Genomic DNA, 14,105 nt, shown 5'->3' with positions numbered 1-14,105 from the left:
TACCGTTCAAGTGTCTTTTTCGTTTGTTATGAAGTGGATTAGCTCTTCCATTCTCATTGCCTTTGCAAATAGCCAACCTTGCCCTTCTTCACATTGGAATTTCTTGAGTTTTTCGAGTTGGAATGGCGTCTCTATTCCTTCTGCCGTTATCTCCATGCCGAGTGTTTGCCCTAAGTTAACGATCATTTTCGCGATTGTGCAGTCATGCTCCATGGCATCAACAAAAGTTCTATCAATCTTGAGCCGAGTGGCGGGTAATTTATGCAGCACGTTCAATGACGAAAAACCGGTTCCAAAATCGTCAATGGCGACTTTGCATCCAAGCTCTCGGACTTGTTCTAACATTCGACTTAGGTAGGGTAAGTCTTTTGCCGCGATCGTTTCGGTAATTTCTAGTTCAATTTGGTGAGCTGGAATGGCATTGATAATCATCGCTTGCTGTAACTGAGCGATAAAGTTTGGTTCATCAAACTGTGCCGGAGAAATGTTGATTGCCATCGTGATATTGTTGTAACCAGACTCAATGAGTTGACGAAACTCTTCGCAAGCGCGTTGGAGAACAAACTCACCAATTCTTGTCATCATACCGGATTGCTCAGCTAGTGGAATGAATTGGTCAGGTGGAACAAGGCTGCCTTGTTTGTTACTCCAACGTAGCAGAGCTTCAACTCCAGATAGCTCCATAGAATTAAGCCGATATTTGGGCTGATACATGAGAAACAGCCCTTTATCATCGAGTGCCTCTTTAAGTTCGGTGAGTAGCAACATTCTATCTCTGGCATCTTGCCCCATTTCAATTGAAAAGGTGATTGCAGCGCCGCGATGATGAATTTTCGCCTGTTTCAAAGCGACTTGAGCATCCTTATAGCGATGCGCAAGGTCAGTTGAACTGTCTCCCAAGCGAACAAGCCCTGTACTAGCAAAGATTTTGAAGGGTTGATCGTCGACTAAGAAGCTTTGATCAAATACGTCGGCGATCCGTTGCGATGTGACATCGTGATTTAAACCGACAATGGCGAAGACATCACTACCAACCCGAGCGAGAAAGCAACGAGGAAAAGCTTCTGACAGTCTGTCAGCAACGGATTGGAGCAGCCTGTCGCCAGAGCGGTGTCCGAAGCTATCATTAAACGCAGAGAAGTCATCAATATCGATGAGCGCGAGCATCGGAGCTGAGGCCGTATCCTCTAACGTATACTGATATTGCAGTAACCGATTGAGATTGGGGATATTGAGTAGTGGATCCGTAAATGCTTGCTCTTCTAAGCGACTGTAAAGCAACACATTGTCAAAGCCCACCGAAAGGTTAGCGCAAAATACTTCGAGCAGTTTGTAGTCCACGTTCTCCAACGGGCGATTGATATCAACATAGACCGCTAGTCGTCGGCCATGTTCTGTGGCGAAATAGAGAGTTAGGCCATCATCGAGTTGGTTGGTACGTTGCTCCAAACAATGTGTGATACGTTGACGTATTTTAGGGGAATCAAGACTGGCCAATGGTGACTGGACAAACTGGCTATATCGCCCTGCGGCGGCGATGATTTGTGCCATCGAATCGCCGCTATTTTCATTTTCCTGTACGCATATCAAACCATCCGCTTCAATTTGAATGATGGTACTGATCTGTCTTACGACACCTTCAGCAAAAACTCTCAGTCCGTGATAATTGGCGAGTTCGGTACTGGCATTGACGACTTTTTCAAGGCCTTGACGCATCGCCTTCTGATTGCATATTTGCTTATACGCGCGAAGCGCACTGGTTAAAATAGTGAACAAGCGAATTCGAGTCAGTTCAGGTTTAGTACGATAGTCGTTAATGTCGTAGCGCTGAATGGTTTCCATTTCGGGCGCATAACCCGGTTGCCCCGTTCTTAAAATAATCCGAATAGCAACAAGGTTGAGCTTTTCTCTTATGACTTCAACAAGGTCTAGGCCTGCACTATCAGTTTCCATCACGACATCGAGCAGGACAACACCAATATCTTGCTCTTTACTTAATAAGCGTTCAGCTTCTGCTGCAGAATAGGCGTGAAGCAGTTCAAGCGGTTTATGCTCAATGATCAGGTCTTTTAACGCCAATATGGTTGCCTGATGAACTTCAGGATCATCATCGACGATCAGAACCCGCCAAGAAGGTAGAGGCGCACTTTGTTGAGGGACTTCAGATACGTCGTCGATGATTGGCATCAAATCATCGTCTGAGTTTTCTTCGTCGTGCATTTATTCTCCATCTAAGGAAGCAGCCTTAAGCTAAGAGTTTAGTCTTAGATTGAAAGAGATGCGTAATCGCTGACATTACTAGCAGTGGCAGTTCTTCCCTTAAGAAAATTGCTTCCAATAGTGCGCCAATTAAGCATTTGGTTTCATTTTTGAACTGTGTTGGGGTGAAATCTAACCTAAGCCTCAAGTTTGGTATTGTTTTCTAGTGTGCGTCACTCCATGCAGTATAGTTATTAAATATATCTATAGTAATGATGGTTGTTTGAATTGGCGTCTCTTAACGATAAAAAATTAGTGCTGTTGATTCGATATGTACCGACTTTGATTGTTGCCTTGTTTGCAACCGTCATCATGTTGGTGTTTATCAGCGACAGTAAGGAAAAAGCACGCGTTAGTGTTGAATCGTTACGAAGCAATATGCTTGATCACCAAAAGCAAGTGGTCTTTGAGCAAGTGGAGCAGGTTTACAACCGAGTGGTCTATCGTCAGGCACAAACGGTATCAGAGTTAAAAAATCAGGCAAAGCAAAGAGTTATTGAAGCTCATCAGATCGCCGATAGTATCTTCCAAAACAACCCGAACAAAAGTAAAGCAGAGATCAAGAAAATGATCTCTGATGCCCTCAAGCCAATTCGCTTCTACAACAATCGCGGTTACTTCTTCATATTTCAGATGGATGGCATCAACGTCATGCATGCTCTTAAGCCGCAAATAGAAGGTAATTCGGCGTGGAATGCTGTCGACATTAAAGGTACCTACATCTTAAGAGAGCATATTAAGCTTATTCAGCAGAATGGTGGTGAAGCTTTTTATCGCTGGTGGTACCAAAAGCCGGGTTTCCCTGTCACGCAAGAATTTGAAAAGATTGGGTTTGGTAAAGCGTTTGAGCCGTATGACTGGTTTATAGGAACGGGAGAATACGTAGCTGATGTAGAGGGAGACGTTAAATCTGCATTGATTACAAGTATCGCTGACTATCAAACTAACCAAGAAGAGAAGGTGTTTATCTTTGATACACATGGCGTCATTCTTGTCCATGAAGATACTAACTTGGTGGGGAAAAACGTATATCAGTTAGATGGTCAATTGGCTAAAGCTTGGCAGAAGTTGAATCGCAACGACTTTGAGCAAGGGGAGTTTATTGAACCACCAAGCGGAGAGGTGTCAGAGGCGTCCAAGATAGCGTACTTAAGGCAGTTTAATCCTTGGGGTTGGTACATCGGTGCCTCGTTACCGATCAACGAAGTTAATCGTTACATAGAGAAGCAACAAGAGATACTTGAAGACAGCCACAACCAGCAGTTAATAAACCTCGTTCTTATTAGCTTAGCCTCAACGCTGCTCATGGTTGGGCTAAGCTTCGTCGCAAGCCATGTTATTGTGACGCGATTTGGCAAGTTTCAACAACGGATTACCGATGACTTTGAACGCTTAGAAGAGTCCAAAAACCAAATGCAGTATATGGCGCTGCATGACCCACTAACAGGGTTATCCAACCGCTCTGCTCTGATAGAGCAAATTGAAATGGGAATCAAACAATCGAAAGATAGCCAGAAAAAGCTTGCCGTTATCTTCTTGGATCTAGATGACTTTAAAAAAGTTAACGATCTTTATGGACACTCTGTGGGTGACAAGCTATTAGAGTGCTTAAGTCGTAAGTTCGAATCACTGCTTGAACCTCAAGACTCAGTGGCTCGTTTCGGTGGTGATGAGTTTATTTTCTGTTTCCCAGCTTTAGACGACAAGCAGCATGCGATCGCAAAAACATCGGCGGTCAAAAGCGTGTTTGATGAGCCTTTGATCATTGATGGACGCTTACTGACAGCTGATTGCAGCATTGGTGTCAGTATGTATCCATGTGACAGTGATAGCGCAGAAACCTTAATCACCAATGCAGACATGGTGCTTTATCGATCTAAGCAAAACAAGAAAGGCAGTGTTCTTTTCTTTGATCATGAGATTAATCAGCAGATCAAAGATGAGTATCAAATTGAACAACAGTTAAAGCATGCGCTACGCCGTCAGGAACTTAGCGTGGTGTACCAGCCCCAGATATGTACTGAGCGAGGAGAAACGGTGGGTGTTGAAGCCTTAGTCCGTTGGAACTCGAAAAAACACGGATTTATCCCACCGGATGTCTTCATTCCTCTTGCAGAAGAAAATGGAATGATCAACGAAATAGGGCTGTTTGTGTTTAGGAAAGCTTGTGAAGATATTTGCCACTTACCGGGTAATGGCGGTGAGGGGTTAAATGTTTCTATCAATGTTTCTCCTAAACAGCTGCTGCTCGACGGATTTGTCGAAAGTTTACTTGCTATAACGGAAGAGGTGGGAATAACCACCAAACGAATAATGCTTGAAGTAACGGAAAGTATTTTTATTCATGATTTGGAGAGAGTGACACCCATCATTGCTCGATTGCAGTCAAATGGATTCAGTATTTCACTGGATGACTTTGGAACGGGCTACTCTTGCTTGAGCCATCTTAATCAGTTCACTATTGATGAGTTAAAGATTGATAAGAGTTTTATCGCTAATTTAACGGACAACGCGCAAAGTAATGCATTGATCAAAGCTATCTTGGCAATCGGAGAGACTTACGAAATTAAAGTGGTCGCAGAAGGGGTCGAAACGAAAGAACAACACATGATGCTAAGTTCATACGGTTGTAACTGTGTACAAGGTTATTACTTCTCTAAACCCATTCCTGTTGAAGCGCTAAACATGTGGTTGCAAGAGCGAGAGCAAGCTTAAAAAGCCAAGTGCTAAAACACTTGGCTTTATCTCTTTAGGCGAGTTTTTGTTCAAACTGCTGGCGGTACATCACCATATCTTCAATGGTCAGTACTGGCATATTGTGTAGCTTACCAAAGGCGATGATTTCTGGCGTTTTCGCCATGCTACCGTCTGGGTTGGTCACTTCGCAAAGTACGCCTGCTGGCTGAAGACCAGCCATCTGCATTAGGTCGATTGTGCCTTCAGTATGACCACGGCGAGTCAGAACGCCACCTTTGCGCGCACGCAGTGGGAAGACATGACCAGGTCTCGCTAAGTCTGAAGGTTGCGCTGTTGGGTTTGCAGCAGTCTTGATAGTCGTCACGCGGTCTTGAGCTGAAACGCCTGTCGTCACCCCAACTTTCGCTTCAATTGAAACGGTAAACGCAGTTTGGTTTGCGCTGTTGTTGTTTTCTACCATTGGGGTTAGTTCAAGGCGGTCTGCTTGCTCTTCTGGAAGGCATAAACATACGATACCGCTGCATTCGCGGATCATTAACGCCATTTGTTGTGTTGTGAGTGATTCAACTGAATAGATAATGTCGCCTTCATTTTCACGATCTTCATCGTCAAGCAAAAGCACGCCACGGCCCTCTTTAAGGGCAACAAGTGCGTTTTCAACACGAGCAATTGGTTCGCCGAATTCGGCAAGTAGAGATGACTGATTCATGGTTAACTCCTAAATATCACCAGAATCAGGGCATACATGAGCACTGAGGTGTAAACCCCAGCCAAAACGAAATGCACCACGATACACTGAGATCAATCGCTCTCTGCATGGTGGTGTGTTTTCATTCTCTCTCATCCGGACTATGACCGTCGGCTCTGGGTTTTCACCAGATCTGCTGACCTCGACGTATCGAGCGCTCGCGGGCTCACCCTAAACTCTGAAGGGAATACCGCCGGTGGGGAATTTCGCCCCGCCCTGAGAATAAATAAACGTTTGCTTAAATAGCGCAGAGATTGTATCGGTTTTGACAGGGAAATCAATATCGTGCCGAGAAAGCTAAGATTTAAGCGTTTAGTTTTCAAGCAGAAAAGTAAGTGATAATGGGAAATTTTCGCCTCAAATCTCATCTCTTTTTTACCTTCTCGTTCGTCTTTAATCTGATGTTTATCGAGACTGAAGAGGCAAAGTGATGAAAATCGAACATATCGCAATCTGGACAAAACAACTTGAAGTACTTAAAGAGTTTTACATTAAGTACTTTAATGCGACGGCCAATGAAAAGTACCATAACCCAAGCAAGAAATTCTCTTCGTACTTTCTCTCCTTTGATAGCGGTTGTCGACTAGAACTTATGGAGATGGCAGGGGTACCAGAATCAAAAGATGATTTGTATGAACAGTTTACTGGATTGATTCATTTCGCGATTTCATTGGGTAGCGAACAGGCAGTTGACGAGTTAACGGCTCGCTTGGTTGCGGATGGGTATGAGAGAGTTGACGGTCCAAGGCATACTGGCGATGGCTACTACGAAAGCTGTGTGTTTGACCCAGATGGTAATCGACTAGAACTAACGGTATAAAGATGGATACAGATAAGGTTTTACTGCAACTATTTAATCGGGAAGCTGAGCAGCAAGCCTTGGTTAACAAAGAAGCCTTATCACCAACGCAAATGCAGAGTAGTGAGTATCTACATTGGCTTGAAGGTAAGCGTGAACTTACGCTTGACGATGTTGCGGGCAATCATTGGATTAAGACCTGCACTGGTGGCTACATTACCGAAGTCGCTTTTCATTGTGATGGTACTTTAGACGAGTATCGATTGTTTGACCGTTTCCATACTACGGGGAAATGGTCATTGAAACAGGGGCTCGTCTCGGTAGAGATCTACAAAGGGGAGAATACCTACAGTTTTTGCATTGTCGGTAACGCTGAGATCAATATTCATTCTGCGGTAGAGCACAAGAATGGCGAAATTCACTCCTATCTTAAGCTGTCGCAGATTAAATAGGGAAACCTTTACTGGTGAGTTGTGCCTATTTAGGGCTACCAATGGTGTTTGGTTGCCCTGTTTAGCTTACTTAACTGGCTTGGTATGAACATCCACTTCGCCAGTCGTTTGATTTACTTTTGCATGGTAGGTGAAGCCGGGATCACCGTAGTGCTTGAAGGTGAAGCGAAACTCTTCGGCAGGTGCCCAAATCTCGACATCATAAACCGCTTTAATATCGTAACCATCTTGCTGGTAAAGCTCTGTTGCCATGACTTTCTCCATGGCTCTTTGCCGCTGTGACTCCAGATCTGCCACTGGCTCTACAGATGGGTTACTTGGGTAAGACTCTCCATTGAAGCTCATCAGTCGGTATGCGCCATTACTCCAAACGATAAAGTCTCGCCAGCCATTGCGGTAGCTATCAGCGAGTAAGATTGGCGTATCAGTGACCGTCATGTTGGTGATGATGTTGCCTGCATTGTCAAAGATGGTCGCACTACAGCCGCCGCTGCCACAAAAGTAAGGATCTCGAATTAGAACAAAATACTCGGGATTACCATCGCTGTTTAAGTCCGCTTTCCCTGATAGATATTCGACATTGTCAGTGGCTAGCGAGAGTCCTTCTGGGGCTAAAATCTGTGAGTCTACCCATTCTGCAATCTGGGCATCAGCATTTTTATCGGCCGCATTTTCGATGTCGCCAGTTGATGAGCAGCCAAACAAAGATAGTGAGCCGGAGATTAATGCTGTGGCAATGAGTTTGTTATTCATCCAAGTTGTCTCTGTAATGTGATGTTGGGTATAAGCCCTAGTATACGCACTACTTTGCACTTTGAATAAATGTTTTGATATAAAACAAAAAGCCAACTCAAACAAATGAGTTGGCTTTTGGAACACTATACTTTGCGATTAAGATTAACCGTAGGCAACACTCGGGAACCAAAGAACTAACTGCGGCCAAACAACCAAACAGATAAGTGCGACCAACTGAATGGCGATAAACGGAATAACGCCGCGGTAGATATCTTTTAGTGCGACACCCTCTGGGCAAACCCCTTTTAAGTAGAACAACGCAAAGCCAACCGGTGGGGTTAGAAAGCTCGTTTGCAGTGCCATAGCAACCAGCATCACGAACCAAACCAAGCTTGGGTTATCCACCACACCGTGACCATCCAGTTCAATTCCTAGGCTTGCGATGACTGGTGCAAGTAGCGGCAGCGCAATCAAGGTGATTTCAATCCAATCAAGGAAGAAGCCAAGCAGAAAGACGATCATCAAGATGAAAGCAATAATGCCATAAGGACCAAACGGTAAGCCGCTTAAGAATGACTCAATGAGTTCATCCCCACCTAGCTCTCGCAGCACTAGAGCAAAACACGAAGCGCCTAAAAAGATCATAAAGATGTAAGCCGTAGTGCCGTAAGAAGCCAGTAACACCTCTTTCAGTACTTTGAGGTTAAGCTTCTTATTGTAAGCCGCGAGCATAGTCGCCCCCATTGCTCCAATGCCAGACGCTTCAGTTGGCGTAGCCACTCCAGCGAATATAGAGCCCAGTACACAGAAAATCAGCATAACGGTTGGTGTGATGTCTTTGAAAACTTGCAGAATCAAGCTCCAATCGACGGGCTCGACGTCTTCTGGTACAGGCGCTTTGTCTGGGTTCATTCTACCTACAACCAATATGTAGATAATGTACAAGCTACCCAGTAGCAAGCCCGGCATGATGGCACCCATAAACAAGTCACCGACCGAGAGACCAAGCTGATCCGCCATGATGACGAGCATAATGGATGGGGGAAGTAAAATACCCAGCGTGCCTGCTGATGCGACGGTGCCGAGAGCAAGAGGTAGGTGATAGCCCTGACGCATCATGCTTGGCAGTGACATCACAGTTAATAGCACCACAGAAGCACCGATGATCCCGGTAGAAGCCGCTAAGATGATACCAATTGCCATCACAGTAATGGCTAAGCCGCCGTGTACCTTACCAAACAGAGCCTGCATTGAAGCCATGAGCTTTTCCGCGATTCCTGATTTATCGAGCATGTTACCCATGAAGATAAACATAGGCAGGGCAACCAAGATCCAGTTGTCCATGATCTTGTAGATACGGTTAACCACCAAACCTAAACTGGTGTAATCGAGGCCAGTAAAAGTATCGAGATAGATATCCGCGAAATACCCCACTGCTGCAAACACAACACCAATACCGCCAAGTACGTACGCAACTGGAATGCCGGTAAACAGTAACAGGATAAACGAGCCAAACATGGCGATCACAATCCATTCATTCGCTTCCATGACTTGCTCCTTTTGATTGTTCGCCGCCAAACAAAGTTTCTAAATTGCGCAGAATTCTCGCCAGTATCGACAGCAGTAACATCGTAAAACTGAGTGGGATAACGCTTTTGATAAGCCAGCGATAAGGCAGTCCGGATGGGGACGCAGAACTTTCATTCACGCGCCAAGACTCATAAGCGAAATCATAAGAGTGAAGAATCACAATCACGACAAAAGGTATCGCTAGCAGGGTTAGACCAAACAGATCAACGAGTGCTTTTTTACGTTCCGAGAACTTGTGATAAAACAGGTCGACACGTACATGTAAGTTGGATATTTGCGCGTAAGCGGTACCGAACATTACCGCCGTTGCGTACAGGTGCCACTGCAACTCTTCAAGCGCGATTTGGCCATTTGAAAAGACTTTTCTCAGCACTACCTGAATGATGATCACTGCAACTAGGGCTAGGTTCGTCCAAGCCAAGGCCTTACTTGCGGTGGTGATTAAGCGTTCAATGTGGCAGTACATAGGTATTGTCGGGGTTGAATACAATACTTTGCTCATTGGTTACTCCTTACAACCATGGCCGACGCTTTCACGTCGGCCTTTAAGTCCAATTTACGCAAGCTTATTGGCTTTGGGTTTCACGAGGTAAGAAGCCGTTGGCTGCCCACAGCGCGTATCCTTCACGGAAGGTGCTTAGATCACTCCAGACTTTATCGAAGAATGGGTCGGCGGCTTTTTTCTCATCAACCACTTCTAGCCAAGTATTCTCAAACAGGCTGAGCATTTCCTTGTTCCAGTAACGAATCTCTACGCCGTTTTCCTTAGCTTTTTCCATCGCAGCAAATTGCAGTGCTTCACCTTCTGCAATTGAGTAGGTCATGGTTGCCATACAAGTGGTTTCAACCGCAGCTTGCTGAGTGTCACTCATCTTGTTCCACGTATCTTTGTTGATCAGCAGCTCGAATACGGTCGATTGTTGGTGCCAGCCCGGGAAGTAGTTGTACTTAGCCACTTTGTGGAAACCTAAACGTTGGTCAATGGCAGGCTGAGAGAATTCTGAAGCATCAATCGCCCCCTTCTCTAGAGCGCCGAAGATCTCACCGCCAGGTAGTTGAACCGTACCAACACCAAGTTTTTCCATCACCGATGCGCCAAGGCCGAAGAAGCGCATGTTAAGACCTTTTAGATCCTCTGGCTTCTCGATAGGCTTACGGAACCAACCCGATGTTTCCGGGGAAATGATCGCACAAGGCATCACTTTTACGTTGTAGCCACCTTGGTCATACATCTCTTGATAGAGCTTTAGCCCGTTGCCGAAGAACAGCCACGCCATGTATTCCCCCGCTTCTGGGCCAAATGGTACTGCTGAGAAAAGTGCGGATGCAGGAAGCTTACCTTGCCAGTAACCAGCAGTTGAATAGCCTGAGTTGACCTTACCTGTAGATACTGCGTCTAAGATCTCAGCTGGATTGACCAACTTACCTGGCTCATAGATCTTCATTTTGATCGTACCGCCCGAGGTTTTGGTGATGTGATCGGCGTACCATTGAATTGGTGTACCGAGAGCAGGTAAGTGGCTACCAAAAGCGATTGGGGTTTTCAGTAGTACCTTTTTATCTGCGGCTTGAGCGCTGATAGAAAGACCTGAAGCTGCAAGAGTGAGTGCAGTAGCGATGGCAACTTTCTTAAGGTTCATGGGGGTGTCTCCTTGTTAAGCTGAGTTCCTTGTCAATATTGAGAAATGTGAACATCGCGTAGTAATTTGTGTTAATGCAATGTTACATTTGGGCTTAAGTTTAGAGAGGGGATTTATTGCTCTCTATTGGGAGAATTGCGCAAATTTAGTCGGTATTAAGTGCAATTTTCCGAATAAAGTTTCAGTAAAACTACGTACAAGCATGGATGGCGAAATGGGATTTGTAAGTAACAGAAGGCTGACACTCAACATCATTCTACTATCGATAGTTCCATTAATTATCGTAGTGGTGATTGTTGCTAGCATCCTATTTAGTCAAGCAAAACAGCTAGTTGAGGAGCAGGTTGCCTTGACCCGAAATAATGTCCTCGCGGTCAAGAAGCAAGAATTAAAACAGTACGTAGAAATGGCAGTCAAAAGTATCGAGCCTTACTACCTAGATGACTCGTTAACTGAGGAGCTCGCCAAGCAAATTGTTGCCGAAAAGTTGAGCAGCCTCACATATGGCAGTGATGGTTATTTCTTCGCCTATACCTGGGAAGGCGATGCGCTCGTGTTGCCATATCAAACAGATAGAATAGGAAAGAACTGGTGGAACGTCGAAGATGTTCAAGGAAAAAAACTGCTGCAAGAGCTCATCGAAGCGGGAAAAAACGGTGGCGGTTTTGTCGATTACCTATGGCATAAGCCGTCGAAGAAAGAACCATTACCCAAGCTGAGCTATGCGGTCTCGCTTGATAAATGGCAGTGGATGGTGGGCACAGGGGTTTATCTCGACGATATTGAACGACAAGTTGAACATATGCAAAACGGCTTTGACCAGAATGTTGGCAAAACCAGTACTGCCTTGTTTGGTTTGGTATTTGTTGCAGTATCTGTAATTGCCGCATTGGGTGCCTCGCTTAACCTCAATGTTCGTCGTTTAGCGAATCAACAGTTAAGCGTATTGAATCAACAGATTATCGATTCGCAAGAGAATGAACGTCGCCGCGTATCGCGAGAGCTGCATGACGGCGTCAACCAGTTGTTGGTCGCCGCTAAATACCGTTTAGACAATGTTTCCCAAGAAGCGAATGAAGAGAAAAAAGAACTTGAGCTCGATGCGAGCAAAAACGCGATGGAGCAGGCGATTGTCGAGTTAAGAAGAATTTCGCGCGATTTACGCCCACCGCAACTGGATGACTTAGGGCTGGTGGCGGGGATTGAAGCCTATATAAACGAGCTAAGGGAGCGCACGCAGTTAGAGCTCGTGTTCGAACACGATATTGATGGAGAAGAGTTTTTACCAGAAGTAGAAACAACCTTGTATCGGGTTGTGCAAGAGGCACTGCATAACGTCGAAAAACACGCCAATGCACAAGGTGTCGACGTGATTATGCAAAGAGAAGGCAGAATGTTGATTTTAACCGTCAGTGACGACGGAGTCGGTATTCCGGCCAAGAAACTAAAATCAGGAAAGCGCAAACAACCTATATTTGAGCATATGGGATTGCAGAATATGAAGGAAAGGATTCAGGCGATTGGTGGCACATTTGCCGTAACCAGTGAGCAGGGACAAGGTACAGAAGTACGAGTGAGCTTAAACATGGAGTTTGTATGATTAGACTTGTATTAGCCGACGATCATCGTTTGATGCAGGACGGGCTAAAGTCGCGACTTGAAAGGGAAGACAACCTAGATATCCTCGCTTGTGTGGGAACAGGTATCGATGCACTGGACACCACACTGTCACTTAAGCCCGATGTGTTGTTGCTCGATATTAATATGCCGGGTCTCAATGGGATTGAAGTCTTAGAGAAGCTCGAAAAAAGCCATTCACGCACGGCAGTGATTATGTTGTCGATGCACGATAGCCGTGACTATGTCGTTCGCTCTGTCAAAGCAGGGGCGAAAGGGTATGTGCTCAAAGATGTGGGTTCTGAAGAGTTGGTCATGGCAATCAACCAAGTGGCGCAAGGGCGTTCTTATTTGTGTCCTCAGGCATCAGATCGATTGCTTGAGCAGATAAACGATAAGCCAGAGCCAAAAGACGATACGCTAACTAACCGCGAGTCAGATGTGCTGAAGGCGATTGTTAATGGCGCGTGCAATAAAGATATTGCCGACTCGCTTCATATCAGTGTTCGTACGGTAGAAACGCATCGACTCAGAATCAAAAAGAAGCTGGGCGCTACCTCAACAGCCGCGTTAGTCAAACTCGCTCTGCAAAAAGGGTTGGTGAGTGAATGACAACGAATCTGCTTTCAAGCCGACAGCCTATTCTGGATAAGATCGTCTTTTTTTGTGCCGTGATTCGATTCGGCTCTTTTCGTGAGGCGTCCATTCAACAGGGTATTTCTCCTGCGGCGGGCAGTCGGTGGGTTAAAGAGCTGGAAGAAGCGATGTCAGTCGAGCTGATTAAACGCAGTACGAGGCAGTTGATCGCCACTCAAGCAGGCCAATTACTTTATGAGCGCTTTTCTCCGCTACTGCCCGACATTCATAGCTTGTGTGAAGAGGTGCAAAATCTAGCGGAAGAGCAACGTGGTGAGATAAAGCTCTCTTCCACCCCCTTATTTGCACGTCAATATTTGACCAAGATTGTCGCCGAGTATATTGAAATGCACCCTCAGGTGAATTTTAAGATCTTTATCGAGGCAGGAGAGTTTGATCCACTCAGTATCGACTTCGCGTTTCGTGCCAGCGCCAGTTATGACGGTGAGCCAGAACAAGATTCGTTACTTGTGCGTAAACGGCTGCTGCGTGAGCCCTTATATTTATGCGCCTCTCCCCAATACCTTACTAAACATGGTATGCCAGAAAATCCCAATGAGCTTGGTCAGCATCGTTGCCTTTATGCGCGAACCTTGGTTGGTGGCAACCGATGGTGCTTTGAGCGTGAGGGAGAAACGGAGATAGCCACCATTCAAGACACGCTAGAGTGTGACAACAGCGAAATGCTGCTTGATCTTGCCCTAGAAAATGCTGGGATTGCTTACTTACCTCATTCCTTGGTGAGCAAGCAGATTCAAGACGGCGAGCTGCAACACATAATGCAAGATTACCAGTGCGCGAGTTTTGATATCGACCTGTTTTTCCGCCCAAGAACGCCAATGCCAGAACGTTGCCTCGGCTTTAAACAGTACCTCTATCAGAGGGTCGAAGAGATCTGCGCCGCTCACTCCCCTAGCTGAATAATTCCTAAT

Annotated in this window: 12 protein-coding genes and 1 riboswitch; of the genes, 6 read left to right on the top strand and 6 right to left on the bottom strand. The window is 45.5% G+C overall.

Translation table 11 applies throughout. From position 1 onward, the window contains the following. Window positions 1-6: 6 nt before the first annotated feature. Window positions 7-2,220, bottom strand: coding sequence for a bifunctional diguanylate cyclase/phosphodiesterase (locus tag AC6R16_RS13855; protein WP_500674754.1), 2,214 nt, complete (start codon window positions 2,218-2,220; stop codon window positions 7-9). A gap of 294 nt (window positions 2,221-2,514) precedes the next feature. Here AC6R16_RS13855 and AC6R16_RS13850 point away from each other — a divergent pair, with 294 nt between their 5' ends. Then, window positions 2,515-4,974, top strand: coding sequence for a bifunctional diguanylate cyclase/phosphodiesterase (locus AC6R16_RS13850; protein WP_500674753.1), 2,460 nt, complete (start codon window positions 2,515-2,517; stop codon window positions 4,972-4,974). A gap of 34 nt (window positions 4,975-5,008) precedes the next feature. On the opposite strand, the gene ribB is transcribed toward AC6R16_RS13850, so the two are convergent. Then, complete coding sequence (gene ribB / locus AC6R16_RS13845; protein ID WP_500674752.1) at window positions 5,009-5,665, bottom strand: 3,4-dihydroxy-2-butanone-4-phosphate synthase; 657 nt, start codon at window positions 5,663-5,665, stop codon at window positions 5,009-5,011. A gap of 119 nt (window positions 5,666-5,784) precedes the next feature. Next, a riboswitch (FMN riboswitch) is annotated at window positions 5,785-5,932 on the bottom strand. A 202-nt stretch (window positions 5,933-6,134) separates the two neighbouring features. Between ribB and AC6R16_RS13840 the strand changes: the two genes are divergently transcribed. Further along, window positions 6,135-6,524 carry a VOC family protein gene (locus AC6R16_RS13840; protein ID WP_500639674.1) on the top strand — a complete coding sequence of 130 codons (390 nt, stop codon included), beginning with the start codon at window positions 6,135-6,137 and terminating at the stop codon, window positions 6,522-6,524. Between the two features lie 2 nt (window positions 6,525-6,526). Next, window positions 6,527-6,955: a hypothetical protein gene (locus tag AC6R16_RS13835; protein ID WP_500674751.1), complete on the top strand. Its 429-nt coding sequence runs from the start codon at window positions 6,527-6,529 to the stop codon at window positions 6,953-6,955. Window positions 6,956-7,021: 66 nt separating this feature from the next. On the opposite strand, the gene AC6R16_RS13830 is transcribed toward AC6R16_RS13835, so the two are convergent. The 4 genes from AC6R16_RS13830 to AC6R16_RS13815 all read right to left on the bottom strand — a co-directional run bounded on the left by AC6R16_RS13830 (window position 7,022) and on the right by AC6R16_RS13815 (window position 10,920). Continuing rightward, window positions 7,022-7,708, bottom strand: a complete 687-nt coding sequence (locus AC6R16_RS13830; protein ID WP_500674750.1) for a COG3650 family protein — start codon at window positions 7,706-7,708, stop codon at window positions 7,022-7,024. A 144-nt stretch (window positions 7,709-7,852) separates the two neighbouring features. Next, a complete protein-coding gene (locus tag AC6R16_RS13825) occupies window positions 7,853-9,238 on the bottom strand; it encodes a TRAP transporter large permease (protein WP_500674749.1) in 1,386 nt (461 codons plus the stop codon). Next, window positions 9,225-9,782, bottom strand: a complete 558-nt coding sequence (locus tag AC6R16_RS13820; RefSeq protein WP_500674748.1) for a TRAP transporter small permease subunit — start codon at window positions 9,780-9,782, stop codon at window positions 9,225-9,227. The genes AC6R16_RS13825 and AC6R16_RS13820 overlap by 14 nt, the downstream gene beginning before the upstream one ends. Before the next feature lie 64 nt (window positions 9,783-9,846). Beyond that, window positions 9,847-10,920, bottom strand: coding sequence for a TRAP transporter substrate-binding protein (locus AC6R16_RS13815; RefSeq protein WP_049844748.1), 1,074 nt, complete (start codon window positions 10,918-10,920; stop codon window positions 9,847-9,849). A 214-nt stretch (window positions 10,921-11,134) separates the two neighbouring features. Here AC6R16_RS13815 and AC6R16_RS13810 point away from each other — a divergent pair, with 214 nt between their 5' ends. The 3 genes from AC6R16_RS13810 to AC6R16_RS13800 are packed head-to-tail and all read left to right on the top strand — an operon-like array spanning window position 11,135 to window position 14,093. Continuing rightward, window positions 11,135-12,520: a cache domain-containing protein gene (locus AC6R16_RS13810; RefSeq protein ID WP_171320643.1), complete on the top strand. Its 1,386-nt coding sequence runs from the start codon at window positions 11,135-11,137 to the stop codon at window positions 12,518-12,520. Beyond that, complete coding sequence (locus AC6R16_RS13805; RefSeq protein ID WP_004746123.1) at window positions 12,517-13,149, top strand: response regulator; 633 nt, start codon at window positions 12,517-12,519, stop codon at window positions 13,147-13,149. The genes AC6R16_RS13810 and AC6R16_RS13805 overlap by 4 nt, the downstream gene beginning before the upstream one ends. Then, entirely contained in the window at window positions 13,146-14,093 is a 948-nt protein-coding gene (locus AC6R16_RS13800) for a LysR family transcriptional regulator (RefSeq protein ID WP_500674747.1), read from the top strand. Before AC6R16_RS13805 ends, AC6R16_RS13800 begins: the two co-directional genes overlap by 4 nt. The last annotated feature ends 12 nt before the right edge of the window (window positions 14,094-14,105 follow it).

This window comes from Vibrio sp. R10-SG3-ISO10 (assembly GCF_059834185.1).
This window is presented reverse-complemented; position numbering and strand designations above follow the sequence as displayed.

Bases quoted from the DNA above. Each gene is read 5' to 3' on its own strand.
- AC6R16_RS13815 (WP_049844748.1), bottom strand. From the start codon at position 10,920: ATGAACCTTAAGAAAGTTGCCATCGCTACTGCACTCACTCTTGCAGCT.
- AC6R16_RS13835 (WP_500674751.1), top strand. From the start codon at position 6,527: ATGGATACAGATAAGGTTTTACTGCAACTATTTAATCGGGAAGCTGAG.
- AC6R16_RS13830 (WP_500674750.1), bottom strand. From the start codon at position 7,708: ATGAATAACAAACTCATTGCCACAGCATTAATCTCCGGCTCACTATCT.
- AC6R16_RS13825 (WP_500674749.1), bottom strand. From the start codon at position 9,238: ATGGAAGCGAATGAATGGATTGTGATCGCCATGTTTGGCTCGTTTATC.
- ribB (WP_500674752.1), bottom strand. From the start codon at position 5,665: ATGAATCAGTCATCTCTACTTGCCGAATTCGGCGAACCAATTGCTCGT.
- AC6R16_RS13820 (WP_500674748.1), bottom strand. From the start codon at position 9,782: ATGAGCAAAGTATTGTATTCAACCCCGACAATACCTATGTACTGCCAC.
- AC6R16_RS13800 (WP_500674747.1), top strand. From the start codon at position 13,146: ATGACAACGAATCTGCTTTCAAGCCGACAGCCTATTCTGGATAAGATC.
- AC6R16_RS13810 (WP_171320643.1), top strand. From the start codon at position 11,135: ATGGGATTTGTAAGTAACAGAAGGCTGACACTCAACATCATTCTACTA.
- AC6R16_RS13855 (WP_500674754.1), bottom strand. From the start codon at position 2,220: ATGCACGACGAAGAAAACTCAGACGATGATTTGATGCCAATCATCGAC.
- AC6R16_RS13805 (WP_004746123.1), top strand. From the start codon at position 12,517: ATGATTAGACTTGTATTAGCCGACGATCATCGTTTGATGCAGGACGGG.
- AC6R16_RS13840 (WP_500639674.1), top strand. From the start codon at position 6,135: ATGAAAATCGAACATATCGCAATCTGGACAAAACAACTTGAAGTACTT.